Origin of the sequence: Anaeromassilibacillus sp. D41t1_190614_C2 (assembly GCF_015558525.1) — a bacterium.
GTDB classification, from domain to species: Bacteria; Bacillota; Clostridia; order Oscillospirales; family Acutalibacteraceae; genus Anaeromassilibacillus; species Anaeromassilibacillus stercoravium.
Genome location: NZ_JADMOD010000001.1, coordinates 201,659 through 226,052 on the forward strand (window position 1 = coordinate 201,659; position 24,394 = coordinate 226,052).

The window sequence follows — 24,394 nt, forward strand, 5'->3', positions numbered from 1 at the left end:
CTCCTTAAAAATGCGTTTCTATGGAATGTTTATTTAGACTTTGTGCGTTTGTAAAAGGGCAATGGGACGATTTCCGCTGCAACACGGCGCCCGCGGACCTCCACTTCCACGGCGGTGCCGGGGGCGGAACAGGCGGTGTCGATATAGGCCATGGCGCAGCTCACCCCTAGATAGGGGCAGTGGGTGCCGGACGTGGTGACGCCCACTTCTTTTCCGTCGATCCAGATGGGCTGATCTTCCCGGAGAATCCCGCGCCCCGTCGCTTTGAGGCCCACACGCACGCGGGCGGGCTCTCCCAGCTGCATCAGCGCGCTCTTCCCGATGAAATCCTCCTTATCGAGTTTGACGGCAAACCCCAAGCCCGCACAGAGCGGGTCCATGTGGTCGTTCAATTCGTGCCCATAGAGCGGCATGGAGGCCTCTAGCCGCAGCGTGTCGCGCGCGCCCAAGCCGCAGGGGGTGGCCCCCGCCTGGACCAGCGCCTCCCAAACCGCCGGGGCGTCTTTGGGCTCCATATACAGCTCATACCCGTCTTCCCCGGTGTATCCGGTGCGGGAAACCATGCAGGGGACACTAGCCACGGTCACGTGCTCCACGAAGGAATAATACTTTTTAGGCAGCGCTTCCAGGTCGGCCAGCCCGGAGAGGACTTTGTCCGCCTCCGGCCCCTGTACAGCGATCTGGGCCACGCGGTCCGAGAGATCGGTGAGGGATGCCTCCCCTTGCAGGTGTGCGCGAAGCCATGCGAGATCCTTTTCGGTGTTGGCCGCGTTCAGAACCAGGAAAAAGGAGGTTTCCGAGCGGCGGTAGACGATCAGGTCATCCACCACGCCCCCGGTTTCATTGAGCATCAGGGTATAGCGCGCCTTCCCGACCGGCATCCCTGTGAACTGGTTGGAGAGGATGTAGTTGAGCGCTTGTTCGGCCTGCGGCCCCTCAATCAATGCTTCGCCCATGTGGGAAACGTCAAAAAGCCCCACATGCTGCCGCACCGCCATATGTTCTGCAATCACACCTGTGGGGTACTGCACCGGCAAAAGGTAACCGGCAAAGGGAACGATGCGCCCTTTGAGGGCAATGTGTTGTTCATACAGGGGTGTTTTCTTTTCCATGGGAACAATCCTCCTCATAAACAAAATTCCAGGAAAATAAAAAAAGACGGGGCGCGCAAATCTTTGCACGCTCCGTCATACAACCTGAAAGATTCTCCCAAAACGGGATTGCTTCTTCGGTGCCGCTTGTTGGCCGGAGGACCGGCAGGCATACGGCTTTTCGGAGTTTTGTCGGATACCGGTCCCTTTTGCCTGAGAGTTTTCGGCGTAGCCCCTTCGGCGCCGCAAATGCGCGGTCTCTCCCGGTATCTTCATCCATCCTATGTACTTTTCAAGCTTAGTATAAGAAATTTTTGGGGGTAAGTCAAGAAAATTTTGATACAGATTTTACACAATTCAAAGGCAAACGGCCGAAAATCGCCGCGGAATTGTATGCGCAGCAGGCCTATTCCAAAGGCTTTTTGGGCGGGAACCTTTTCCATGTATATGAAGGATTTCGTAAAAGATGACCGGCTGTGTGCGCAATGCGCACCCGCTGGATTCCCAGAAAAACAACGAGGGAAACCAGAATCCATTCTGATTTCCCTCGCGTTTTTTTAAAGGCTTTGTACAAAGTCCTTGATGTCGCCCAGCTCTTCCAGCAGGGGGGCGCCGATGACCTTGGAGAGCGCTTGATTCAGCTCGGAATATTCGTTACCTGTGATTTGAATCTGATCGTACTGGTGCTCGCGCAGAAGGTCCATGCGGCGGTTCAGTTCCGCGATGATCTCCTTTTTGATGTCCTTTGCCATGGAAACACTTCCTTTTGTTCAAAATACGTGCAGCCGCAACGGATGCGGCCGTATGGAACGGATGGAAGTAGTGTCCCCTGGGAAGCGGCGCTTATGCGTATTATTTGCTCATCGCTTTGGACTTTTCGGTGCAGACGTCAACCGCGCGGATGACGGCGGCGCGCAGGCCGTCCTGCTCCAGGCTGGCGACCGCCTCAATCGTGGTGCCGCCGGGCGAGCAGACCATGTCCTTCAAAGCGCCTGGGTGCATGCCGGTTTCCAGAACCATGCGTGCGGAGCCCAAAACAGCCTGCGCCGCAAAGGTATATGCCTGCTGGCGCGGCATCCCCTGCAACACGGCGCCGTCCGCCAGCGCTTCGATAAACATATATACATAGGCGGGGGAAGAACCGCTGACCCCTGCGACGACGTCCATCATGTTTTCCGCGACGAACTCCGCCTTGCCGAAGCTTTCAAAAATTTCCCGGACCTCGTCCTTTTCTTCGTCGGTCACATAGCTGTTTGCACAGAGCGCCGCCATCCCTTCGCCAACGAGGGCCGGCGTGTTGGGCATGGCGCGCACGATTTTGATGTTGCGGCCAAAGCGCGCCTCATTGACGGCGATGGTCTGCCCGGCGGCGATCATCACGATCACCACGTCCTGCTTGACCGTGTCGCGGATCTCTTCAATGACGTCCGCGTACAGATACGGCTTGACCGAAAGCACCAAAATATCGCATTTTTTTGCGGGGACCAGGTTGTCCTGCGTGACGCAGATGCCGTATTCCTTCTGCACATGGTTCAGGTTTTGTTCGCTGGGGTCGGCGGCATATACCTGCTCCGGGGGGACCAGGCCGGATTTTACGATCCCGCCGATCATCGCCTGCCCCATGTTGCCACAGCCGATAAATCCAATTTTTTTATCCATAAAACGCTTCGCTCCTTTTTCAGACGCCGCGTCCGCCTTGGGCACGGTGTTTTCTTTCTATTTTACAGCGCAAGCCGGAGAAAGACAAGGCGCGGTTCCAAACCTGCAAAAAATAGGCATGCAGCGTTTTTTGCTGCATACAATGGAATGGCGGATGGATGGACCGGATTTTTCAGTGAAATTTCCGAACTTTTCAAAGTGTCTTCAAAAAACGGTCACATTGCGCCAGTATACTAAAGACAACATCAGGAAAGGAGATGAGAGACCGGAACATAAAATCAAAACGGAAATGCAATTTTTGATACATATGATACTACTGTTGAAGCTGACCGGGTGGCTGGAATACCAGCCCGGTCGGCGGGACAGACAAATGAGAACTCATGCCGAGGGCATGGGCTTTTTTTATTTTATGCGCCTTTGGTTGATTTTTGCAGCGGTTTGCCCAATCGGTCCGGTCAAGCTTATTCCGAAAAAGAATATGCAGCGCTTCCGCAGCAGTCTAAGCGTCTACTTTTTATGTGCCTTTTTAGGATATTGGTTGCGGAGCAAGAATCCATAAAAAAGCGGTTAGAAAACCACAAAGATTATGTAAACAATTGACGCATTTTTCCTTGAATATTTTGGGCTTTTACGGTATAATCAAAACATATTTTGGAAAAATAGCCGTTTTTTGTTTGTGTTTTATTTTGATTTATCGGAATAATATAGAGCGCCGCCGAAAGGCGGGGCAGGAACCCGGTATGGCATGCCGGTTGGGGAATAGGAGTGAACAGATTTGAGGAAGCATTTTCGGCGGATGGGCTCGGCAGCGGCCGCCCTATTGTGCACCGTTTCTCTCGCAGTCACCGCGCTGCCAACAGGTGCATGGGCGGCTTCGACGGCGCAGACAACGGATTATCTAAATTTGCGCACGGGCGCCGGCCAGTCCTATTCCGTCCTTTTGACCATGCCAAAGGGCACGGAAGTCACCATCCTAGACGATTCCCAGGGCGAATGGGCCAAAGTGCGGTTGGCCTCCGGCCAGGAGGGGTATTGCAGCAAGGAATATTTGACGGCGGTTGGCAGCCTTTCCACCGCTACATACGGGGCCTTGGCGACGGGCGATACAGCGGTCACCACGGCAAACCTCAACGTGCGCAAAGGGGTGGGCACCAGCTATGGCATTGTCACCACCTTGGCGGAAGGCGCGTCGGTCACGATTTTGGACAGCTCCCATGCAACCTGGGCAAAGGTGCGCACAGCCAGCGGGTTGGAAGGGTACTGCCTGAAAGAGTATTTGAGCGGTTCGGCCGCAACGGGCGGTTCCTCATCCTCTACCGGTTCGGGTACTTCCACCGGCATGACGGCGGTCACCCAGGATTATCTCAATCTGCGCACCGGTCCCGGGACCAATTATGACCGTGTACTGACCTTGGCACAGGGGGTTTCCGTCTCCGTATTGGATAACTCCAATGCGGAGTGGGTGAAAGTGCGCACGACCTCCGGCCAGGAGGGATATTGCAGCCGGCAGTATTTGACCATCTCCGGAGGCTCGTCCGGCGGCAATACCGGTTCCTCCAGCTCTGGGACCAGCGGGGAGATCACCGCGACCGTGAAGGAAAACTTAAACCTGCGGGAGGGCGCGGGTCCCAGCTACGCGATCATCAAGACCATGCAACAGGGCGATACCGTCACCGTGATCGACAATTCCCATCCGACATGGGCCAGGGTCCGCACAGCGGACGGGACGGTGGGGTGTTGTTCCAAAGAATTTTTGGACATCCAGGCCAATTCCGCTTCGGGTACGCCGTCCGACCCGTCGGATGCGGCGGGCGGATCGTCCACTGCAAATGAAAGCTTGCCCGCAACGGCAAAGGAGAGCGTTGCTATGCGCACCGGGGCGGGGACGAGCTATGAAGTGATCCGTGCGCTCTTCCCCCAGGAAAACGTCACCGTGACGGATAATTCCCATGCGACCTGGGCAAAAATCCGGACGTCGGATGGGACGGAAGGGTACTGCATGAAGCAGTACCTCGACATCCAGACAGCCTCCACGGGCACCGACCCAGGGACCGGGAACACAGGGGACGGGCAGACGATCACCGGGGCGACGGTAACGGCGGATGCGCTGCGCTTGCGCAGCGGCCCGGGTACGCAGTACGACCAGGTGGCAACCCTGCTCAAGGGCGCGACCCTCACGGTACTCGACACCTCCAATGCCGGGTGGGCCAAGGTGCAGACGGCCAACAATCTGACGGGATATGTCAGCAACGAATACATTCAATTCCTCTACAATGGGCAGACGGGCGTTTCGGCGGATGCTTTGACGATTTCCCGCACCTCCGGGACGGTTTCCGCGGGCAAGACGCTCTATATCAAGGCGACGGCAAATCCAAGCACCGCGTCGGTGACTTGGAGCAGCAGCAATACCGCTGTGGCGACCGTCACCAACGGCTATATCTATGGCGTTTCCCCCGGTACAGCGGTGATTACGGCCACATCGGGTTCCCAGTCCAAGACCTGCACGGTCACTGTGACGGCGGCGGAGCCGGTGCGCACCGCCTATGCGTCGCCCAACATTGCCGGCGTGGGTTCTGCGGTGACATTTACGGCCATTACGGACACCACCCGCGACGGGGTGCGCTTTACGGTGCAGTTCCCGAGCGGCACGACGCAGATGATTGCCGCCACATCCAGCACGACGGAGACGACCGGCCAGACCAGCACAAAGGTCTGGAAAGCGGCGATGAATCTCACAGAACAGGGGACTTACCGTGTGACGGTCAGCTCTTCGCAGGGCGGCGTTTACAGCGCGGAGAGCTTTGAAACCAGCGCTTATGTGGTGTCCTCGCAGGATTACACCGTGACCACCTCCGAACAGCGCCGCGCCAGCGACAAGATGATCGAGCTGATCGCCAATTGGGAGGGCTACAGCGCATCCGTCTATGCGGACAAGCTGACTTCCACCCAGGTGCCGACCCTCGGCTATGGCCTCACGCTCAAAGAGGGCGATACATTCTATAACGACCTCTCCAAGACGGAAGCGTGGTCCCTGCTGGTCAACACCGTCAACAGCGCGTCCTATACCACAGAGGTCAACAAGTTTATCACACAGAACAATTTGCTGATGAGCCAGTGCCAATTCGACAGCCTGGTGAGTTTTGGATACAATGTAGGCGCGGGCTATTGGAACAGCACGTCGTCGGAAATCGACCTGCGGCGCATCATTTTGAACGCCGTGGTCCCGCCCCAGGATTTTGGCACGGGGATGTCTGCCACGATTAGCAAGGCGACGGTGGTGCGTTCCACGCCGAGCTTATCCGGGACGCAGGTCTGTGAAGCCGAAAAGGGAACGGCCATCACGGTCACATCGGCCAATTTCAGCAACCAGAAGGACGGCTGGTATCTGGCGACGCTGCCGAATGGTTCCACGGGCTGGATCAATTCCGGCTATGTGACCTTAAACGGTGCGAATCTGGTCCATGACCTCAATTACACAAACGCCTATGCGTTTGGAACCGATATGCTGCGCTGGAACCAAGCGGGTGGAAAGAGTTATGCGGGGCTCTTGTACCGCCGGTTGGGTGAGGCGAATGTCTACAACTACAACGACTACAGCGCCTCCCGTGTGAACACCTATGGGTATACTTATCCCGCTGCGCTGGCCTATCTGGACACGCAGTAAATCCCAAAGCAACCGAATGGAAAAATCTCCACCAACTCTTTGGTGGAGATTTTTTAAAGCCAGGAGGCCGGAGCGGCCGCCTTTGGTTGTAGAGGGCGGGCAGAATAAAAATGAAAATCGATGGCAATGCCATGATGGGGAGGAGTTTTACAATGACTGAGCGTGAAAAGCTGGAAAAGGGCCTCTGGTACGATGCCAATTATGATGCGGAACTGCTGGAAGAGCGGTTGCAGGCCGAAGATTTATGCTTTGCGTTTAACCAGACGCGCCCGAAAGAAACCGAGCGGAAGGAAGATCTGCTGAAGCAACTTTTACCCCATAAGGGCGAACATGTCACCATCCTGGCCCCGTTTTACACGGACTACGGCTACAATTGCCGGATCGGGGAGGAGACCTTTCTCAACCACAATGCCTACCTGATGGACGGCGCGCCGATCACCATCGGCAAGCATTGCTTTATCGGCCCCAATTGCGGCATGTACACGGCAAACCATCCGCTTGTGGCAGAGGAGCGAAACCAGGGCTTGGAGCAGGCAAGGCCGATTACCATTGGCGACAATGTTTGGATTGGGGCCGACGTCACCATCCTTCCGGGGGTCACCATTGGCGAGGGGAGCGTCATCGGCGCGAAAAGCGTCGTGACAAAGGATATTCCCCCAAATGTCATTGCCTTGGGGAACCCTTGCCGTGTCCTGCGCGCCATCACCGAGGCGGATCGGGTTCAGAAAGCCGATGAACCTCAAGAGGGGAAATAAAGGCTGCATTTCCCAGAAATGCCCGCTTCCCAGGCTGGGAGGATGGTGCATTCAAAGGAAAACTGTCCCTAGAAAAGAATCGTTTGATCGAGCGAAAGCGCCGGAGCCGCCGCTATTTTGCGTGGCTGCCGGCGTTTTTCCATTGTAGTGGCTGTTCTGCATTTTATATAGGTGTGTGAGAAAATTTCACAAGAGAAATCTTGACTTGGAACAGGGCTGCATTGTAGCGTATGTAATGCGCATAAAGCGAGGTGATCAGGCAGCGCTTAAGCAAACGGGTCATCCATTTTTTGTGGATACATATGGGGGCGGCTCCTTCCATACGGAAATGCCTCCCTTACGACAGCCGCACGATTGGCGGCCGCGCAAATCTGCCTTTCTGCGCGAGACGGCCATTCAAGGGGCTGTAACAGATGATCTGGAAAGGAAAAACACCATGAGAAGTATTTTAGAGCGCCTATATGAAGGGGAACTTTATCCAGCGGAGAAGATTGTTTCCACGGACCCCAAATATCCTCTTTTGGAACGCGAAATCCACAAAGTGCAGAAGGATCTGCATGTGTTATTGAACGAGGATGGGCGAAAACAGTTGGAGCATTTGGGCAAGCTCTATATGGAAGAAAACACCATGGACTGTTACGCGGGGTTTCGCCACGGTTTCCAATTGGGCGCCCGGCTGATGTGCGAGATTTTTATCCGGGAAGAGCGTTAATCAGGAAAGCGGGATAGAGCGTCCTGTGTTCAAATGACAAAAGGCCGGAACCACAGAGGGTTTCGGCCTTGTATTCTGCATATTTTATAGCTCCCGCATCCAATATTTGCGGTCTAAAGCACGGTATTGGACCGCTTCCGCTGCATGGACGGCTTCGATCCGATCACTGCCATCCAGGTCTGCGATGGTGCGGGCCACCTTGAGCACGCGGTCGTATGCACGGGCCGACAGGCCGATGGTTTCGAAGGCGCGCTTGAGAAGCGCCCGGGCGCTGTCGCTCAGAATGCAGTAGGTATGCAGGCGGTCCGGCGTGATGCGGGCATTGCAGGGGATGCCCGTCCCGCGAAAGCGTTCGTTTTGGATGGCACGCGCCGCGTCCACCCGCTTCTTGACCGACGCGGAAGATTCCGCGGGCTCCGCCGAATCCAGTTTGTCAAACTCCACAGCGGGCACCTCGATGTGAAGGTCGAGGCGGTCGAGCAGCGGGCCGCTCACACGGGCGAGATAGCGGGAAACAGCGCCTGCGCTGCAAATACAATGCTTGGTAGGGTGGCCGAAATATCCACAGGGACAGGGGTTCATTGCGGCCACCAGCATGACGCTGCACGGATACGATACCGTCCCCTGCGCGCGGGAAATGGTCACACGGCCGTCCTCGATCGGCTGGCGGAGGACCTCCATGGCGCTGCGGGAAAATTCCGGAAGTTCGTCCAGGAACAGGACCCCATTGTGGGAGAGGGAGAGCTCCCCCGGCTTTGGCAGGGCTCCGCCTCCGGAAAGGCCGGCTGCGGACACCGTGTGATGGGGCGAACGGAAGGGCCTTGTCCGGACAAGGGGAGCGCTGGCGGGCAGTACCCCTGCAATGGAATGAATTTTGGTGGTCTCGATCGATTCCGCAAAGGTCATATCCGGCAGGATGGAGGGGAGCCGCTTGGCCAACATGCTTTTTCCGGAACCCGGCGGGCCGATCAACAGGACATTGTGCATGCCGGCAGCCGCGACCTCCAGGGCGCGCTTGGCCTCTTCCTGCCCGCGGACCTCGGAAAAGTCGGGCAAGGGGATGCCGGGGTGCGTCGGATGTTCCTCCGGGACTGCGGGGGCAAGCGGCTGTTTCCCAGTTAAATGTGCAAAGAGTGCGGCGAGATTTGGGACCGGGTAGACCTCCAATCCCTGCACCACCGCCCCTTCGGGAGCGTTTTGCGCGGGGATATAAAAACGCCGGAATCCCGCTTCCTTGGCCGCAATCGCCATGGGAAGTGCGCCGCGGATGGGGCGCACTTCCCCGGAAAGGGAGAGTTCCCCCAAAAACACGCTGTCTTCCAACCCGGCGTCCAGCTGGCCGGAGGCGCGCAGCAGGGAGATCAGGATTGGAAGGTCATAGAGTGTACCTTCTTTGCGCTTGTCCGCCGGGGCGAGATTCACGGTGATCCGGCTGACGGGAAACTGAAACCCCACGTTTTTCAGCGCCGCCCGGACACGGTCCCGCGCTTCACGTACCGCGGCGTCCGGCAATCCCACCATCTCGAAGGCGGGGAGGCCCCGCGAGAGATCCGTTTCTACCTCCACCACAAAGGCGTCCAACCCATACAGCCCCATACTGTGTACTTTTTCCACCATCGTTCCTTCCCCCGCTCCTGCATGAAAGTCTCTTCAAATTATACGGCATGGAGCGAAGGAATGCGGAAAAGGTGGCAAATGGTCACCTAACAGGACGGCTCGCGATACCGCTTGAGCAGATTCGGGATGTCCTCGACGCGGACCGATGCATAGAGCGTTTGGTCGACCGTCAGGTTGGGCGCGCTGCCGCATTGCTTCAGGCAGTTGCGGGTTTCCAGCCGGAAGCAACCGTCCGGCGTGGTCTCGCCGGGGGCAATTCCCAGGGCATTTTCCACAGCGCGCAGAAGGGCCGTCCCGCCTTTTGCCGAGCAGCGCGGGCCGGTGCACACTACAATCCGGTGGCGGTAGGCCGCCGGAGTAAGCCCCGGCACCCTCCGCACCAGCGCTGCAATCAGGGAAGGCGCCGTACCGACGGCTTGGGCAACCCGCTGTTGTACGCTGTCGGGGACGCAGCCGTAGAGCTGCTGCACTTCCCGCAGGAGCGCGATGACGGCCTGTTGGTCGCCGGGCCCCGCCGTATCTTTATATCGTTCTAAGATGTTTTCCAATGTGATTTCCTGTTTTTCCATATATTTCAGACCTCCTTGCTGCATTTCTGAGGGTATTTTTCCCTTCCACTTTATTTGGAATACGAACGCCCTGCCAAACGGCAGGGCGTGGATGTTTAGGCAAGCTGCATATTGGGATAGACCTTCTTTAGATATTCGTCTGTGTAATGTTCGTCCAGGAAAACGGCTATGGGATTGTTCGCGGGGATGCCCAAATGCCGGTTGGTCTGCCGGCGGATTGCCGCGGAAGAGATTATAATATCAAACACCATAAAGACCAGCAGCACCCAGGCGATCACCTTTCCGGGCCGGTTGGGGATGCGCTCAATGAGATTGGTGAAAAACGGGAGCATGTGCTTTAAGAAAATCAATCCCAAAATGCCCCAGCAGACCGCAAAAAAGACATTGGTGCGCCCCTGGACATTCAAGGGGGAGTCGCTGTATTCCCAGGATACCGTGCCGAAGATCAGCTCCTGGAACAGGGAACACAGGTATTCAAAGACGCCGCCGATGATGCCGCTGGCGAGGAAGATTACCACGCCGTTTGCATGCCGGAAGCGGTAGAGGACCACCGTAAAGATCACAGCCCCGATTCCATAAACCGGGCTGAACGGGCCGTAAATCAACCCCTGGCGGCTCTCAAAATACCCGAGGCGCAAGTAACACCAGAGCATCTCGATGCAGTAGCCGACAACACACCCGATCATAAAAATAAAGAATAACTTATAGAAATTTAAACCGTGGGCAAAGGAATCCTTGCGTCCTTCTACGGGGGTATAGCTATGTACTTTTTCTTCCTTTTTTCCAAATTTGACCATGGGACACCTCTTTCTCATACAATATATGTCGGACAATGTCGGTAAGGGAAATCTTAACACAAAGTACCTCGCCTGTAAAGCAAACAAAGAAATCCGGGAAACCGGAAAAGTCTTTGTGAAAAACCATTCAAGGCTTTTGTGAAAAGAGCTTTGCCCTCCGCATTGACGAAATAAAACAAATATATTTTTTTCGAAGGGTAAATATTTGTTGACTTTATAGAGAGAATGCAGTATGATATAAAAAGTCATAAGGAATGCGAGTCTCATGAGGTGTTTGGTTTGGCCGCAGAAACGCACAACAACCGAATGGAATCTTATCCCGATCAGCAGCTGGCCGCACTTGTGAGAGACGGAGATCCGGATGCCTTTTTGGAATTGACTTCCCGTTATATGACGCTCATCCGGGCAAAGGCGGCGCCGTTTCACGGCACCATGCTGGAGGCGGACGATTTGTGTCAGGAAGGGCTGTTGGGATTGCTGGATGCAGTCCGAAGTTTCCGGGAGGACGGGGGCGCAAGCTTCCGGACGTATGCGGGGACTTGTATCACCAACCGCATCATTATGGCTTACCGGTGGGCGGCCGGTCGGAAAAATCTTCCGCTGAACAATTTCGTCCCGCTCAATGAGGAGGGGACTTCCTGCGGCGCATTCGCCGGGGAGGAGGTCAACCCCGAAAAAATGCTGGTGGAGGAAGAAGACCTGCATCTTCTCAAACAGTTCATCAGCCGTGGTTTGTCTAAAATGGAACGCCAGGTGCTTATGCTTTATTTGGGCGGTTATAGTTACAAGGAGATTGCCGACTCCCTCCGCATTACCTCGAAGGCCGCAGATAACGCCCTGCAACGTGTGCGCCGCAAGCTCAAAGAACCGTTTTAGTCCCATTCATATGCCCAGCTCAAGAGGAGCGTTGTTTTATGGCAAAGGCGCGGTGCAAATCCGGCAAGGGCAAATATCTTTAATCTGAAGCGAGGTATATCAAATGTACGAAGACAAGACTCTCATCTGCAAAGAATGTGGCGCTGAATTTGTTTTCACCGCCGGTGAGCAGGAATTCTATGCTTCCAAGGGTTTCGTAAACGAGCCCCAGAGATGCAAGGCCTGCCGCGATGCGCGCAAGAATGCTGCAAAGCCTGAGCGCGAAATGTTCACCGCCATCTGCGCGAGCTGTGGCAAGGAAGCAAGAGTTCCCTTTAAGCCCCGTGAGGACCGCCCGGTTTACTGCAGCGAGTGCTTTGCAAAGATGAGGGAAGAATAAGTTATATACATTCTTTCATTTGCCAGTCGAGCGCCCCGGAATGTTCCGGGGCGTTTTTCGTTTTGCAGTGGGGAATGTGTCAAATCTTCGTATTGCAATCCGATGGACGGGGTATTATAATAAAAACCAGAATTTTGCTTTCTATATATGAAGCGCAATCGAAACGATAGGAGGAACCAACATGGCTGCTGTTACAAAAGATACCATCATTGGCGATATTCTCGATATGGACAAGACCACCGCTCCTTTCTTTATGGAGATGGGGATGCATTGCCTGGGCTGCCCGGCTTCCCGCGGGGAGACGTTGGAGCAGGCCTGCATGGTACACGGTGTGGACCCGGAGGAAATGGTGAAAAAGCTCAATGCCCATATGGAGGGCAAATAAGCTCGGATCGGTTTACACGCCGCCCGTCAACATGTTTGGCGGGCGGCGGTTCCATATTTGGAGAAAAGGAGGCCCATTGTATGCCCCATCCGTTGTTTCGCCTGGGGAACCGCCTGGCGTTGTGCGCTTCCATGGTGCGGGAGGGGACAAAGCTGGCGGACGTCGGGACGGACCACGCCTATTTACCCATCTGGCTCGCGCGCAAGGGGCGGGTTTCCAGCGCCATCGCCGCGGACGTCAAGCCCTTGCCGCTGCGTTCCGCAGAACAGAATATCCGCCGCTACTATGTGGAGGAACAGGTTACCACCCGGCTTTCAGACGGGCTGCGCGCGTTATCTCCGGACGAAGCGGACGACATCGTCCTGGCGGGCATGGGCGGGGAACTCATCATCCGCCTGATCGGGGAGGCGCCGTGGCTGAAAGCGGGTGACAAGCGCCTGATTTTGCAGCCGATGACGTCGGCGGAGGAGCTGCGCCGGTTCCTAGAGCGGGAGGGGTTTGCGATCCTACGCGAGCAGGCGGCCGAGGAGGACGGCCACGTCTATTCCGTCATGCTGGTGGAGTACTGCCCCGCGCAGGCGGGCGGCGGCGAGCTGTACCCCTATATCGGCAAGCTGGATGGGTTTACGCCGGAAAGCCGCGCCTACATAGCGAAATGTGCGCGCCGGCTTTCTAAAAAAGCGCAGGGGATGCGTCTCTCAGGAAATGTGGAAGAGGCGTCAAGCCTGCAAATGATTTTGGAGAAGCTGCAACAGCTCTGTGAGACGAACAACGAAAAAGGAGGATTGGTTATGGCGACTGTTGGACAATTTTATGATTTTATCGATGCATTTGCACCGTTTCATACCGCAATGGGATTTGACAACCCGGGCCTTCTTGTGGGAGCGCGCGATACAGAGGTCCGTTCGGTGTTGTTTGCTTTGGACATTACGCCGCAGGTGGTGCGTGAGGCGGCCGAGATGGGGGCGCAGTTGATCGTAAGCCACCATCCTGTTATTTTCCACCCCTTGAAGAGCCTTTCGCCCGACTCGGCGCCCTATCTGCTGGCACAGTACGGGATCGCCGCCATCTGCGCCCATACCAATCTGGATATGGCGCAGGGCGGGGTGAACACCTGCTTGGCGGAGCGGTTACAGCTCAAAAACGTGCGGATGCTCAAGGAATACGAGCACAGCGGCCTGCCGGAGGGCCTGATCGGGGAGACCGGCCGCCCCTATACGCCGGAAGAATTTGCTGCGTTTGTAAAAGACGTGCTGGGATGCGACGGCCTGAAATATGTGAACGGGGGCAAGACCATCACCACGGTGGGCCTCTGTGGGGGAGCTGGAGCGGACCTCACGCCGGATGCTGCCGCGCAGGGGGCGCAGGCGATGGTCACCGCGGACACGAAGCACAACCAGCTTCTCGATGCGGAGGATATGGGGATCACACTGGTGGACGCAGGCCATTTCTTTACGGAGGACGTGGTGATTGCGCCGCTGATGGAGCGGCTTCAGAACCGCTTCCCGGAGGTAAAAATGGCCAAGTCCGTGCGGGCGCACAGCCCGGCCCGATTCCTCTAATCCCATGCCGGCGGTAAAAGCTCGCCGCGATGGAAAGGATGGATACCAATGGCTCTGGATGGAGCATTTTTGAGACATTTAAAAAAGGAACTTGAAGAAGCCGCGCTCGGGGCGCGCGTGGAGAAGATCGCCCAGCCAAACCGGGAGGAGATGGTGTTTACCCTGCGGACGCGGACCGATCACTATAAACTTCTCCTGTCCGCCCGGGCAAACAGCGCGCGCATCCATTTTACCCAGTATGTGCCGGAGAACCCCAAGGTGCCGCCCATGCTGTGTATGCTGCTGCGCAAGAGGCTGTCCGGCGCGAAGCTGGCCGCTGTACGGCAGCCAGGCCTGGAGCGCCTGCTGCTTTTGGATTTTGATGCGATCAATGAATTGGGCGACGAAGTGCGCCTGACGCTGGCGGTGGAGATCATGGGCCGCTACAGCAATATCATTTTGGTGGACGAAAACGGCAAGATCGTCGATGCGCTCAAGCGCGTCGATGCGGAGATGTCCTCTGAGCGCCTGGTGCTGCCGGGGTTGACGTATCAGCTCCCGCCGCCGCAGAACAAGCTCTGCATGCTTGAAGCGGAGCCGGAGGAGATTTTGGCGCGCCTGCGGGCGTTGCCCGCCGATACGGAGCTCTCAAAGGCGCTGCTGTCCAGTTTGCAGGGCGTTTCGCCGGTGGTCTGCCGGGAGTTGCAGCATTTGACCGGGCGCGGCGCCGACCTGTATACCCAGGAGATGACGGAGGAACACTGGGAACGTCTACGCTTTTTCCTGGCCCGCCTGGTCCGGGAAGTGCGCGGGACCGAGGGCGCGCCTTACATGGCGGTCAGCGTGGCCAAAAAGCCGATGGATTTTTCGTTTATGAATATCACGCAGTATGGGACGGCGGCCGTCGTCAACCGGCAGGAGACCTTTTCTGGCCTTCTGGACGCCTTTTATGCGGGCCGCGACCGGATCGAGCGCATGCGCGCCCGCTCGCAGGATCTGCTGCGGGTGCTCTCGAATGTCTCCGACCGCCTGAGCCGGAAGATCAACATCCAGCGCGCTGAGTTGGAGAAGTGCGCGGAGCGCGACCAGCTGCGCATCTGCGGTGACCTGATCAGCGCCAACCTCTATCAGATTGAAAAGGGCAGCACGGTTGTGTCCCTGCAAAATTTTTACGAACCGGATGCTCCGCTGGTCAAAATTAAGCTGGACCCTTCGAAGACGCCTTCCCAGAATGCGCAGAAGTATTACAAGGACTACCGGAAGGCGCGCACGGCGGAGGAGAAGCTCACCGAGCAGATCGGCCAAGCCCAGCAGGAACTGGAATACCTGGACACGGTCTTTGAGGAATTGAGCCGCGCCAAGGTGGAACGCGACCTTTCCGAGATCCGGCAGGAGCTGGTGGAGCAGGGGTATATCCGCGCGCAAAAGGGGAAGCAGAAGCCCGTAGCGGCCGCAGCGCCGTTGGAATTTACATCCAGCGACGGCTTCCGTATTTTGGTGGGGCGGAACAACCGGCAGAACGACCGCCTCACGCTGAAGCAGGCAAACAACAACGACATCTGGCTGCATACCAAGAATATCCCCGGTTCGCATACGATCCTGGTGACGGATGGGCGCGAGCCGACGGAGACAGCCATCCGCGAGGCGGCGATGCTGGCGGCGGCGCACAGCCGCGCGCGGGATTCTTCACAGGTGCCTGTGGATTACACGCAGGTCCGCAATGTCAACAAGCCATCCGGGGCGAAGCCCGGCATGGTGATCTATGTCAAGTATAATACCGTTTATGTGACCCCCGCAGCCTCCGAAGAGGTATAACGTTGGCGATTGATACAGGGAATGGTTTGAAGAAACGATTTGTTGTTTCAAAGGACATCCGATGGCCAGAAAATGGTTGTTTTGGCAGTGTAGGGGCTTTCTGCTCCAGCCTTCCCGACGCAGAAACCGTCCGGTGCGTTGACAGAAAAGAAACGGAGGGTATATAATAACCCTTATATTTTAGGAACGACTGGATGGTTTTGGCGAACCATGTGGAATATACAGGGAATACACAATTTCGGTTTGGAGGATACGGAATGAACGAATATACGGAGAAATCTGGCAATCTGCTGGAGCGGGCCGCAGATCTGCTTGCGGATTTGATGCAGACCATCTTCTTAACAGTGCTCAAGCCCTTTGTAGGGCTGGCGCAGAGGATGAGCGACCGCTTGAAGAATTTTTTGATTAGCGCATCGTTCTTTGGAATCATGGTCATCATCTATTTGGAACACACAAACATCACCAGCCTGATTTTGCAGCATCTTCCGCTGCCGTCGGTCGTGAAATATGTCTTTTTCGACCTGCTCGGCTGTGTGCTGATGGCAGTGGTGGCAGTCTGTTCCATCAAGGGCCCCTTACAGAGGAGGAGCTGCAATGCGATGATGACGCTGTTGTGGGCCGGCATGTGTATCTTCTTTATCGTATCGGCGATCTACACGTCGCTCGACTGGGCGGCCATATCGGTCATCTTTACTTTGGTGTTCCCGTGCGTCTATTTTATCTGGAATAACCGCAGGGATTACGGAACCCTGTTCCGCCTGGTGACAAAGGGCTTGGTGAGCTTTAACCTGGTCTTTTTTGTGCTGAGCGTTCTGTTCAGCCCGATCACCGGCGGCCAGTACCGCGCCCTGTTTACCAATGCCAATTCCCTTGGCCAATACCTGACCTGTACCATTCCGCTCTTCATGATGAATTACACGCTGGCATGGCGCAAGATCGGCCAGAAACCCCGTGTTGCCGCGCCGGTGCGTTTCGACACGCACCGTCCCGGCACATGGTTCCGGTATCTGGCGTTTGTCTGCCGCATGCATAAGGAGCTGATCCCCTCCCTGTTGGGGCTGGGCACCTCGGTCGCCCTGATCGTATTCAGCCGTTCGCGTACCGCGCTGCTCGCCGCGGCGGTCACGCTTGTCCTTTGGTTTGTTTTAAACTATATTGTGGCGCATTGGGGCGAAGGCTTTAAAGCGATCGCTCTGCGCGCTGTCCAGCACATCGTCCCGATGGTCCTGGCGGTTGTCATCTGTGTTCCCGGCACGTTTTGGCTTATTAAGGGCGGCACGTATGTGGTGTATTACTATGCAGCGGTCAACGATTTGCTGCCGGAGGGCTATGAATACCTCGATCCGCGCCTGCAGGGGACAAGGTTGGACGACGCCATCAATGCGGCTATGGACCGCTTGGATACGGAGGGGAAGACCGCCGACCAGGTGACCACGCACCGCACCTTGATTTGGAAGGCGTTTGCGCAGCGCATAGAGCCCTTCGGCCATGAGCGCGGCCAGATCTATGTGCACGATTATGGCGTCGCGGCAACCGCGCACAACTGCATCATACAGATCTTGTATGACAGCGGCATTTTTACCGCTTTGTTCTATTTTGCGATCAATGTGGCGTCCGGCTTCCGCGCGCTGCTGTATTATTTCCGCCGCCGGAAAGGGGATGCGTATGCCATTTTCCCGGTGTTGCTGATGCCGGGCTATCTGGTGACCTCGCTGTTGGCGTCCTCCTATCCGCCGTTTGCCTACAGCATTGCCCTGGTCTATTGGCTGGTCCAGGCGCCGCTCTTTGAAAAGAAGATTCACAAGCTGGATAGCCTGCCCGAATCTGTGTAAACAGGAGCATCGTTATGAAACGACTCATTTTAATCACCGATCACTATCCTTATACCAGGGGGGAACTGCCGTTTGTCCAGCCGGAGCTCGCGGTGACGTGCCAGCATTTTGAGGTGAGCGTCATCTGTAAGAGTCCCGCGGAAAAGCAGGAGTATCCGCTTCCTCCTGGTGTGAAATTGTATCACTATCATAAAGACGCGACCATGGGGGAGAAGATCCGCAACCTATTCGGCTGCCTCCTGGATGGCAATTACTACCGCAGCGTATTTGGGAAGGAACATGCAAAAGGGTCGTGGCGTGCCCGCGAAGCAGAGGTGCGCAATTTCAGGCTGTCCGCCCATCTCTTTCGAAAATACCTGCGGGATGAGGGCTTTTTCGACCGCATCGAACATACCATTTATTACTCCTATTGGTACAATTACGGGGCTATGGCGCTTGCATTGGAGAAACAGCGCCACCCGCGGATGCGCATCATCACGCGCACGCATGGCTATGATCTCTATAACGAGCGCTCTCCGGCTGGCGTCCAGCCGTACAAGCGCTTTATGGACCGGCATATGGATGCGGTGTTTTTTGTATCGCGCCAGGCTTGTGCGTACTATAAAAAGCATTTTGCCACGCAGGACAATGGGCATTATCAACTGGCCTATCTTGGCGTACCGGATAATGGCCTAAATCCGCCCGGCAGGGGGGAGGAGATCAGCCTGTTCTCCTGTTCCAACATCATCCCGATCAAACGTGTGGGCCTTTTGGTGGAAGCGCTCTCCTTGCTCCCGGGGCGGAAGATCCGCTGGGTCCATGCGGGCGGGGGCAGCCAGGAGGAAGCCGTCCGCCGGCTTGCAGAGGAAAAATTGGGTGGAAATCCAGAGGTTTCCTATGCATTTCTGGGGGCTGTTCCGAATGAGGAAGTGATTGCTTATTATAAATCCACGCATGTGGATTTGTTCCTCACTGCTTCGGAGACGGAAGGCGGAACACCGGTGTCCATTATGGAGGCGTTTTCCTTTGGCGTGCCCGCTGTGGGGACGGATGTCGGCGGGATACCGGAGATGATCAATGCAGGGACCGGCTTTTTGCTCAGCGCAAACCCAACCCCGCAGGAGATTGCAGCGGTGATCGCCGCCTATGCCGACGCGCCCGCTGCCAAAAAGACCGCTTTGCGCAGCAATGCACGCCAGATGTGGCATGCTTCTTTTTACGACAAGGCCAACCACACGCGCTTTGCCAGCGAATTGGAAAAACTGTAACAGGGTGTTGTGCCCGGATATACGCAAATAAGATGCGAATTTGGTCTTTGGAGGGTACACATTGGATAAATATAAACGATTGATTTCCAATACTGTGATCTTTGCAATTGGCACGTTCAGTTCGAAGGTGCTGGTTTTCCTATTGATGCCGCTGTATACGCGCGTATTGACGGATGCGGAATATGGCGTCACCGATCTGATCGTACAGACAGGGAATCTCCTGCTCCCGCTGGTGTCCTTAGGGATTATCAATGCGGTGATCCGCTTTGGCTTGGACCGGCAGGTCCGCAAGAGCGATGTGTTTACAACGGGGCTCTCCGCGATTCTGGTCGGCTTTTGCGTTATGCTTCTGCTGTATCCACTCCTGAGCTTGTTGGATTTCCTTTCGGACTATACGGTGCTGATCTACGCCTTCGTGCTGATGTCCAGCCTGCGGTCGCTCTGTTCCCAATTTGTGCGGGCGCGGGGCCAGGTGCGGCTCTATGCCGTGGACGGCATTGTCAGCACGCTCACGACCATTTTATTCAATGTTTTGTTCCTGGTCGCTCTGGATTGGGGCATATTCGGTTATGTCCTGGCCATTGTGTGCTCGGATACGCTCTCGGTGCTCTTTTTGGGGTTGAATGCGCAGCTGTGGCGCTTTATCCGGTTCAAGGGGCTCCGCCGCACCGTATCGAAGGCGATGCTGAAATATGCCATACCGCTGATCCCCAACAATGTCCTCTGGTGGATCACGAATGTGTCCGACCGGTATATGGTTGCCTATCTGCTGGGAAACGACGCCAACGGCCTCTATGCGGTGGCCTATAAGGTACCTTCGATTGTGGTGCTGGTCTCCGGCATTTTTATGGATGCCTGGCAGATGTCCGCCATCACAGAGACGCAGGGACGTGGAAGCTTTTTTACCAGGGTATTCCGTTCTTATACCTCCCTGCTGTTTATCACTGGCTCTGGAATTATCCTATTCAGCAAGGTGATCACGAAGCTTTTGGTGTCCGAAGCATTCTATCCATCATGGCAGTACATCCCCTTTTTGGTTATGGCGACGGTATTTACTTGTATTGTCAATTTCCTGGGAAGCATCTATATGGTGGAAAAGAAGAGTATGCTGTCCCTGGCGACCACAGCGGTGGGCGCTGTGACCAACGTAATTTTAAATTTTTTGCTGATCCCGCGCTTTGGCGTAAACGGCGCGGCATTCGCCACCTTTATCAGCTATTTCGTGGTCTTCCTGCTGCGCGCGGTGGACACACGGCGCTTTGTACGGATGCGTTATAGCGAACTCCGCTTGGCAATCAATATGATTCTTTTGTTGCTGCAAAGCTTTGTGATGATTTTGGAGCTGCCTTATTGGATCGCAATGGAGATTTTCTTGACCGCCTTGATGATCCTGCTGAACGCAGGGGAACTGCTGGTCAGTTTGCGGAAGATATTGGCACGCAGATAAAAAGCGGGCACGCCGGCGTGCATGGGAGCGGTCTGTTCCCATGTACCGGCGTGCCCGTTTCGGATGAGAAAATAAGAAACGTTTTAGGAGGAAACCGGCGCATCAGCGTGTGCGGCTGTTGCCCTCTTTTTGTTGCAGACCGTCTGGATTCCGGTTTTCCGGCTGCGGAATGGCATAGATCTCCGTATATGCCTCCGCTTCCTCATCGGACACCGGCGGGGTCTGGATCAAGCCGGTGCATTCGGTGGCGGAAGCGACCGTGTCATAATCGAAAAAATCGTCCTCCATGTCCATCGGCGCCATCTGCTTGTTTTTTGGATCGTTCATTCTGGCGAGGCTCCTTTCCGCCGGATCCTGTGATTGCCTTCGGCGGCGATTCATTTCCCCGGCACCGTTTAGTTTCTCTTGCATTTCGAAAAAAATACCTAGAAGTCTCCGCAACAGGCGGGCCGCTTTGGGCGCATCCATTGGTTTGCTTGAAGTGGATATGGCGGAAAAACTGCTGTTTGCCGGCATCCGTTTCGGGATTTTTGCTAGAAGTTGGCGATTCCTTCCGCCGCTGTATTGACTTTGTTCTCCAGATCGGGGTAAACTATACCCGTTTGGTAATTTCCGGTTTGATGTGAAGGGCAGGAGGGACTTGTGAACATACAGATTTTTGGAAAGAAGAAGTGCTTTGACACTAAGAAGGCGGAACGCTATTTCAAGGAGCGCCGCATCAAGTATCAGATGGTGGACCTAGCGCGCTTTGGCATGAGCAAAGGGGAGCTGTCTAGCGTCAAAGCGGCGGTGGGCGGCCTGGAACCTCTGGTGGATGAAAAGGCGGAAGGGGCGCTGCTCCTTCGGTATCTGGCCAGCGAAGACGCAAAAATCGAAAAGCTTTTGGAGTCCCCTGCGCTTTTCCGTACGCCGATCGTCCGGAACGGGAAGCAGGCGACCGTGGGCTATTGCCCGGACATTTGGAAAACATGGGAGTGAAACAGATGGCATATTTGTTTGTGGAATATCCAAAATGCACCACCTGCCAAAAGGCAAAAAAGTGGTTGGAGGAAAACGGCATACCGTATACGGACCGCCACATCGTGGAACAGAACCCCACGGTGGAGGAACTGAAGGAATGGCACACGCGCAGCGGTCGGGAGCTGAAACGGTTCTTTAACACCAGCGGTTTGCTGTATAAGTCCATGCACTTAAAGGAGAAATTGCCGGAGATGTCGCCGGAGGAGCAGTTTGAACTGTTGGCGACAAACGGGATGTTGGTGAAGCGCCCGCTTCTGGTGGGCGATGATTTTGTCCTGATCGGGTTCCGTCCCGCGGAATGGGAGGCCTGGAAGGAGGCGCACGCATGACGGAGGTAGCCGCGGCGATTTTGCGCAGGGATGGGAAAATCCTGATTTGCCAGCGCAAAGAGGGCGGAAACTGCTCCCTTCTCTGGGAGTTCCCCGGCGGCAAACGGGAGGCCGGGGAGACCATGGAGCAGTGTGTGGTCCGAGAATGCCAAGAGGAGCTGGGGATCGTGATTCGTCCCAAGGGCCTTTATGCGCAGGAGCATTACACCTACGGCACGGAACCGTTCTCCTTTGCGTTTTTTAATGCGGAAATCGCCGAAGGGGAGCCGGAGAACCATGTCCATCGGGCGATGAAGTGGGTGCGCCCGGCGGAACTTCTCAGCGAGCCCTTCTGCCCCGCGGATGAGGGGATTGTCCGCCGGTTGGCAAAGGAAGGGGCGTTGCTCCAGGCGGTACATCATGTGGCGATCATTGTTTCCGACTATGAGAAATCAAAGGCATTTTATGTGGACACCCTTGGGCTGGAAGTGGTCCGCGAAAACTACCGGGCTGACCGCGGCTCCTATAAGCTGGATGTCAAACTTGGGGATTGCGAGCTCGAAATCTTTTCCTTCCCCGGTAGCCCGCAGCGCCTGACCCGGCCGGAAGCCTGCGGCCTGCGCCATTTGGCGTTCCGGGTGACCGACATCCACGAGGCCGTCGCAGAATTGGAACGCCGCGGCGTCGAGGTGGAGCCAATCCGCGTGGACGCCTATACAGGGGATTTGTACACCTTTTTTATGGACCCGGACGGCCTGCCGCTGGAGCTCAAGCAGTGTGCGGCGCCCGGACAAAATTAAGCAGTTGGAGGAACAGCCTTGTCTAAGTATGTAAATGAAATTGAGAAAAGAAGAACCTTTGCGATTATTTCGCACCCGGACGCCGGTAAAACGACCCTGACGGAAAAGTTCCTGCTGTACGGCGGGGCAATCGCCATGGCGGGCGCGGTCAAAGGGAAAAAGGCGGCGCGTCATGCGGTCTCCGACTGGATGGAGATTGAGAAGCAGAGGGGCATTTCGGTCACGTCGTCCGTGATGCAGTTCCATTACGAGGGATATTGCATCAATATTTTGGATACGCCGGGCCACCAGGATTTCTCGGAGGACACATACCGCACCCTGATGGCGGCGGACTCCGCCGTCATGGTGATCGACGCGGCAAAGGGCGTGGAACCGCAGACCCGCAAACTGTTTAAGGTCTGTTTATTGCGCGACATCCCCATTTTTACCTTTATCAATAAGATGGATCGCGAAGCGCGCAACCCATACGACCTTTTGGACGAGATCGAATATGAGCTGGGGATCAAAACCTATCCGATGAACTGGCCGATCGGCTGCGGCAAGGAGTTCAAGGGCGTTTACGACCGGAATAAGAAGGAGATCATCGCGTTCCGTGCCAACGATGAAATGGCGAACGGCCAGCGCCAGGTGGCGGCCATCGAAGCCGACCTCAGCGATCCAAACCTGGCGGAGCTGATCGGCGAGGATCACCGGCAGACGCTGGTGGACGATGTGGAGCTGCTGGACGGCGCGGGCTATGAGTTCGACCTGGAGGCGGTGCGCCACGGGCGGCTTTCGCCGGTGTTCTTTGGTTCGGCGCTCACCAATTTTGGCGTGGAGCCGTTCTTGGAGGACTTCCTGCATATGACGACGCCCCCGCTGCCGCGCAAGTCGGACGCTGGGGAGATCGATCCCTTCGACGACGATTTTTCCGCGTTTGTCTTTAAAATCCAGGCGAATATGAACAAGGCGCACCGCGACCGTGTGGCGTTCATGCGCATCTGCTCCGGGAAGTTTGAAAAGGGCATGGAGGTGCTGCATGTGCAGGGGGATAAGCGGATGAAGCTTTCCCAGCCCCAGCAGCTCATGGCGCAGGAGCGCGAGATTGTAGACGAGGCCTATGCGGGCGACATCATTGGCGTTTTTGACCCGGGCATCTTTTCCATCGGCGACACCATCAGCGTGCCGGGGAAGAAGTTCCGGTTTGAGGGCATCCCCACATTTGCGCCGGAGCACTTCGCTTTGGTGCGCCAGGTGGACACCATGAAGCGCAAACAGTTCATCAAGGGGACTTCCCAGATCGCCCAGGAAGGCGCAATCCAGATTTTCCAGGAGCTGGGCGGCGGCATGGAGGAAGTGATCGTCGGCGTGGTGGGCGTCCTCCAATTTGAGGTCTTGGAATACCGGCTAAAGAATGAGTACAATGTGGATATCCACATGGAGCGGCTTCCCTATGAGCATATCCGTTGGATTGAGAATGAGGATCTGGACCCCAAAACGTTGAACTTGACCTCCGACACAAAGCGGATTCAGGATCTGAAAGGGAACCGCCTGCTCATTTTTGCCAATAGTTGGAGCATTAACTGGGCGTTGGAGCACAATGAAGGGCTGAAGCTTGCCGAGTTTGGAAGATAACGTCCTCTAATTTTATAGATAGAAAAATAATTTAGGATTTTTAGGTATATACTTTACCTGAAAATCCTTTTTATTTAAACTAGGATTTATCTATCTTTTATCTTTGTACATAAAATTTTTAAAAAGATATAGGCTTTTTTCATCTATACCTTGAAAATTTTGCAGATGTACATTATACTTAGGGTAAAGTAACGAAAGGCCGTTGATGGCTTGCTTAACGCTTGTTCGGAAGAAGTAGCAGGGGTTGTATCTTTAATATTTTCTAA

At 55.6% G+C, this 24,394-nt stretch carries 23 protein-coding genes, 1 pseudogene and 1 riboswitch; of the genes and pseudogenes, 17 read left to right on the forward strand and 7 right to left on the reverse strand.

Features of this window, described 5'->3' with window-relative positions; genetic code table 11:
• Positions 1 to 29 precede the first annotated feature (29 nt).
• The 3 genes from gcvT to proC form a co-directional block, all read right to left on the reverse strand.
• Positions 30 to 1,112: a glycine cleavage system aminomethyltransferase GcvT gene (gene gcvT / locus I2G69_RS00865; RefSeq protein WP_195560034.1), complete on the reverse strand. Its 1,083-nt coding sequence runs from the start codon at positions 1,110 to 1,112 to the stop codon at positions 30 to 32.
• A 169-nt stretch (positions 1,113 to 1,281) separates the two neighbouring features.
• Positions 1,282 to 1,367, reverse strand: a riboswitch (glycine riboswitch).
• A gap of 281 nt (positions 1,368 to 1,648) precedes the next feature.
• Positions 1,649 to 1,843, reverse strand: a complete 195-nt coding sequence (locus I2G69_RS00870; protein WP_195560035.1) for a hypothetical protein — start codon at positions 1,841 to 1,843, stop codon at positions 1,649 to 1,651.
• A gap of 100 nt (positions 1,844 to 1,943) precedes the next feature.
• A complete protein-coding gene (gene proC, locus I2G69_RS00875; protein WP_195560036.1) occupies positions 1,944 to 2,750 on the reverse strand; it encodes a pyrroline-5-carboxylate reductase in 807 nt (268 codons plus the stop codon).
• Positions 2,751 to 2,787: 37 nt separating this feature from the next.
• Between proC and I2G69_RS00880 the strand changes: the two genes are divergently transcribed.
• The 4 genes from I2G69_RS00880 to I2G69_RS00895 all read left to right on the forward strand — a co-directional run bounded on the left by I2G69_RS00880 (position 2,788) and on the right by I2G69_RS00895 (position 7,881).
• Positions 2,788 to 3,309: a hypothetical protein gene (locus I2G69_RS00880; RefSeq protein ID WP_191448176.1), complete on the forward strand. Its 522-nt coding sequence runs from the start codon at positions 2,788 to 2,790 to the stop codon at positions 3,307 to 3,309.
• A gap of 216 nt (positions 3,310 to 3,525) precedes the next feature.
• Positions 3,526 to 6,414, forward strand: a complete 2,889-nt coding sequence (locus I2G69_RS00885) for an SH3 domain-containing protein (RefSeq protein ID WP_195560037.1) — start codon at positions 3,526 to 3,528, stop codon at positions 6,412 to 6,414.
• A gap of 152 nt (positions 6,415 to 6,566) precedes the next feature.
• On the forward strand, positions 6,567 to 7,169 hold the full coding sequence (locus I2G69_RS00890; protein ID WP_195560038.1) for a sugar O-acetyltransferase: 603 nt from the start codon (positions 6,567 to 6,569) through the stop codon (positions 7,167 to 7,169).
• A gap of 436 nt (positions 7,170 to 7,605) precedes the next feature.
• A complete protein-coding gene (locus I2G69_RS00895) occupies positions 7,606 to 7,881 on the forward strand; it encodes a DUF6809 family protein (protein ID WP_191405447.1) in 276 nt (91 codons plus the stop codon).
• Between the two features lie 84 nt (positions 7,882 to 7,965).
• On the opposite strand, the gene I2G69_RS00900 is transcribed toward I2G69_RS00895, so the two are convergent.
• The 3 genes from I2G69_RS00900 to I2G69_RS00910 all read right to left on the reverse strand — a co-directional run bounded on the left by I2G69_RS00900 (position 7,966) and on the right by I2G69_RS00910 (position 10,864).
• Positions 7,966 to 9,498 (reverse strand): YifB family Mg chelatase-like AAA ATPase, encoded by a 1,533-nt coding sequence (locus tag I2G69_RS00900; protein WP_195560039.1) that lies wholly within the window; start codon positions 9,496 to 9,498, stop codon positions 7,966 to 7,968.
• Positions 9,499 to 9,584: 86 nt separating this feature from the next.
• Positions 9,585 to 10,067 (reverse strand): NADH-quinone oxidoreductase subunit NuoE family protein, encoded by a 483-nt coding sequence (locus I2G69_RS00905; protein ID WP_172749509.1) that lies wholly within the window; start codon positions 10,065 to 10,067, stop codon positions 9,585 to 9,587.
• Positions 10,068 to 10,162: 95 nt separating this feature from the next.
• Complete coding sequence (locus I2G69_RS00910) at positions 10,163 to 10,864, reverse strand: putative ABC transporter permease (protein WP_087230096.1); 702 nt, start codon at positions 10,862 to 10,864, stop codon at positions 10,163 to 10,165.
• Between the two features lie 279 nt (positions 10,865 to 11,143).
• Here I2G69_RS00910 and I2G69_RS00915 point away from each other — a divergent pair, with 279 nt between their 5' ends.
• From I2G69_RS00915 to I2G69_RS00955, 8 genes are all read left to right on the forward strand, one after another.
• Positions 11,144 to 11,740 carry a sigma-70 family RNA polymerase sigma factor gene (locus I2G69_RS00915; RefSeq protein ID WP_237967120.1) on the forward strand — a complete coding sequence of 199 codons (597 nt, stop codon included), beginning with the start codon at positions 11,144 to 11,146 and terminating at the stop codon, positions 11,738 to 11,740.
• Between the two features lie 103 nt (positions 11,741 to 11,843).
• Positions 11,844 to 12,119, forward strand: a complete 276-nt coding sequence (locus I2G69_RS00920) for a zinc-ribbon domain containing protein (protein WP_054323897.1) — start codon at positions 11,844 to 11,846, stop codon at positions 12,117 to 12,119.
• 181 nt (positions 12,120 to 12,300) lie between these two features.
• Positions 12,301 to 12,504, forward strand: a complete 204-nt coding sequence (locus tag I2G69_RS00925) for a DUF1858 domain-containing protein (RefSeq protein ID WP_087230099.1) — start codon at positions 12,301 to 12,303, stop codon at positions 12,502 to 12,504.
• Between the two features lie 80 nt (positions 12,505 to 12,584).
• Positions 12,585 to 14,066 (forward strand): Nif3-like dinuclear metal center hexameric protein, encoded by a 1,482-nt coding sequence (locus tag I2G69_RS14115; RefSeq protein WP_243254719.1) that lies wholly within the window; start codon positions 12,585 to 12,587, stop codon positions 14,064 to 14,066.
• 69 nt (positions 14,067 to 14,135) lie between these two features.
• Positions 14,136 to 15,860 carry an Rqc2 family fibronectin-binding protein gene (locus I2G69_RS00940; protein ID WP_330610093.1) on the forward strand — a complete coding sequence of 575 codons (1,725 nt, stop codon included), beginning with the start codon at positions 14,136 to 14,138 and terminating at the stop codon, positions 15,858 to 15,860.
• 257 nt (positions 15,861 to 16,117) lie between these two features.
• The gene (locus I2G69_RS00945) at positions 16,118 to 17,692 is read left to right on the forward strand and encodes a hypothetical protein (RefSeq protein WP_195560041.1); all 1,575 of its coding nucleotides are present in this window, start codon (positions 16,118 to 16,120) and stop codon (positions 17,690 to 17,692) included.
• 14 nt (positions 17,693 to 17,706) lie between these two features.
• Positions 17,707 to 18,939: a glycosyltransferase gene (locus I2G69_RS00950; RefSeq protein ID WP_195560042.1), complete on the forward strand. Its 1,233-nt coding sequence runs from the start codon at positions 17,707 to 17,709 to the stop codon at positions 18,937 to 18,939.
• Between the two features lie 61 nt (positions 18,940 to 19,000).
• Complete coding sequence (locus I2G69_RS00955) at positions 19,001 to 20,386, forward strand: oligosaccharide flippase family protein (protein WP_172749510.1); 1,386 nt, start codon at positions 19,001 to 19,003, stop codon at positions 20,384 to 20,386.
• A gap of 102 nt (positions 20,387 to 20,488) precedes the next feature.
• Here the strand turns inward: I2G69_RS00955 and I2G69_RS00960 are convergent, their stop codons facing one another.
• Positions 20,489 to 20,713, reverse strand: coding sequence for a hypothetical protein (locus I2G69_RS00960; protein WP_237967123.1), 225 nt, complete (start codon positions 20,711 to 20,713; stop codon positions 20,489 to 20,491).
• Positions 20,714 to 21,028: 315 nt separating this feature from the next.
• On the opposite strand from I2G69_RS00960, the gene I2G69_RS00965 reads away from it, so the two are divergent.
• From I2G69_RS00965 to I2G69_RS00980, 5 genes and pseudogenes are all read left to right on the forward strand, one after another.
• Positions 21,029 to 21,364 (forward strand): arsenate reductase family protein, encoded by a 336-nt coding sequence (locus I2G69_RS00965; protein WP_087230117.1) that lies wholly within the window; start codon positions 21,029 to 21,031, stop codon positions 21,362 to 21,364.
• 5 nt (positions 21,365 to 21,369) lie between these two features.
• Positions 21,370 to 21,735 carry an arsenate reductase family protein gene (locus I2G69_RS00970; RefSeq protein ID WP_087230331.1) on the forward strand — a complete coding sequence of 122 codons (366 nt, stop codon included), beginning with the start codon at positions 21,370 to 21,372 and terminating at the stop codon, positions 21,733 to 21,735.
• Positions 21,732 to 22,037, forward strand: a pseudogene (locus I2G69_RS14120) ((deoxy)nucleoside triphosphate pyrophosphohydrolase); the annotation flags it as partial. The gene I2G69_RS00970 and the pseudogene I2G69_RS14120, both read left to right, overlap by 4 nt.
• 78 nt (positions 22,038 to 22,115) lie before the next feature.
• Positions 22,116 to 22,514, forward strand: coding sequence for an SMU1112c/YaeR family gloxylase I-like metalloprotein (gene gloA2 / locus I2G69_RS00975; RefSeq protein WP_243254760.1), 399 nt, complete (start codon positions 22,116 to 22,118; stop codon positions 22,512 to 22,514).
• 18 nt (positions 22,515 to 22,532) lie between these two features.
• Positions 22,533 to 24,128, forward strand: a complete 1,596-nt coding sequence (locus tag I2G69_RS00980) for a peptide chain release factor 3 (RefSeq protein ID WP_191395219.1) — start codon at positions 22,533 to 22,535, stop codon at positions 24,126 to 24,128.
• Positions 24,129 to 24,394: the final 266 nt, after the last annotated feature.